Here is a 1617-nt window from a genome sequence, read left to right as displayed (position 1 = left end):
GCGATCAAGATGAGTCACGCAGGAACGGGCGCCATGGATGATCATCCGGCGCAGATATCGATTGCCGCGCTTGCTTATCCCCAGCAGCTTCGTTTTGCCTCCCGTAGAATATTCTCTCGGGACAAGACCTAGCCAAGCTGCCATATCGCGGGCCTTTTTGAACTGGCGGGCAGATCCAGCTGCTGCCAAAAGCGCCGTCGCGGCCAGCGGACCAATGCCCGGGATGGTCATCAATCGACGTGCGGTATCGCTTTGAGAGGCAATTGCCTCAATCTCGCGGTTGACCTCGGCAATCCGCAGCTCCAGCTGCCGCAGCTCGTCAAATGTAGATGCAAGAATGCGACGCATCGCCGAGGTTAGATCATTCGAGTGATCGGCCAAAACCCTCGGCAGATCAGCCTTGAACTTGCCGGCGCCCTGGTGAATAGCAATCCCATATTCCAGGCAAAAAGCGCGCATCTGATTGATGAGGCACGTCCGTTGCGACATCATCCGATCGCGAACACGATGCAGCGCTTGCAGGTCAATGTGCTCAGGCGACCTTAGCTCGACGAAGCGCATCGTTGGTCTCGTCACGGCTTCGGCGATCGCCGCGGCATCGATGATGTCATTTTTGTTGGACTTCACATATGGCTTCACGAATTGAGCTGGGATAATGCGAACGGTGTGCCCCATGGCGGCGATCTTGCGGGCCAACCATTGCGAGCCGGAGCAGGCCTCCATCCCCACCAAAGCCGGTCCTGCACGTTCGAAGAACTGCAAGAGCGTATCGCGCCGAGAGGTCGCCTTCTGGATCGGCATTCCGGCGGCGTCGAGCCCAACGACGTGGAAAAGGTTCTTGCCAATGTCGATCCCAAACACTGTTGCCGGCCTGGGCTTGTTCCGTGTCCTCATTGCTTCCTCCTTTCAAAAGCCAACTCAGTCTGACTGAGAGGACGGGGCGGGTCATCCCATTAATGGTAGAGCCCGCCACCAAGCGCGAAGCTGTCGCGCATCTGCAGGCCGAATTGGGACTGTCAGAACGGCGGGCCTGCATCATCGTCAGCGCCGACCGCAAGATGATCCGTTATCGGTCGAGCCGGCCGCCCGATGCCGAACTGCGGGTCCAACTGCGCGAACTGGCCAACGCCCGCCGGCGCTTCGGCTATCTGCGGTTATTCGTGCTGCTGCGTCAGCATGGCGAGCCGTCCGGGCTGAACCGTATCTACCGGCTTTATCGGGAGGAAGGCCTCAGCGTGCGTAAGCGCCGGGCTGGCCGCCGCGCGGTCGGCACCCGGGCGCCGATCCTGCTCGAGGCCCGGCCGAATGCCCGTTAGTCGCTGGATTTTGTCCATGACCAGTTTGCCAATGGGCGCCGGTTCCGGATCCTCAACATCGTCGATGACGTGACCCGGGAATGCCTGGCGGCGATCCCCGATACTTCGATCGCGGGACGGCGGGTGGCGCGCGAACTGACGGCGTTGATTGGTCGCCGCGGCAAGCCTGGCATGATCGTCTCGGACAACGGCACCGAGTTCACCTGCAACGCCATTCTGACTTGGTCAGAGGACAACCAGATTGCCTGGCACTTTATCGCGCCAGGCAAACCGATGCAGAACGGCTTCTGTGAAAGCTTCA

General features: G+C 60.2%; 1 protein-coding gene and 1 pseudogene. One reads left to right on the top strand and one right to left on the bottom strand.

Annotated elements, in window-relative coordinates:
• Positions 1–894 (bottom strand): IS110 family RNA-guided transposase (locus AC0L30_RS42840; RefSeq protein ID WP_473406774.1); only part of this gene is annotated, 894 nt, incomplete at its 3' end.
• Between the two features lie 62 nt (positions 895–956).
• Here AC0L30_RS42840 and AC0L30_RS42835 point away from each other — a divergent pair.
• A pseudogene (locus tag AC0L30_RS42835) lies at positions 957–1617 on the top strand (DDE-type integrase/transposase/recombinase); the annotation flags it as partial.

This window comes from Bradyrhizobium sp. MI1.11 (assembly GCF_055811255.1).
The sequence above is the reverse complement of the archived record's forward strand: the minus strand, read 5'-3'. Positions and strand labels throughout refer to the sequence as shown.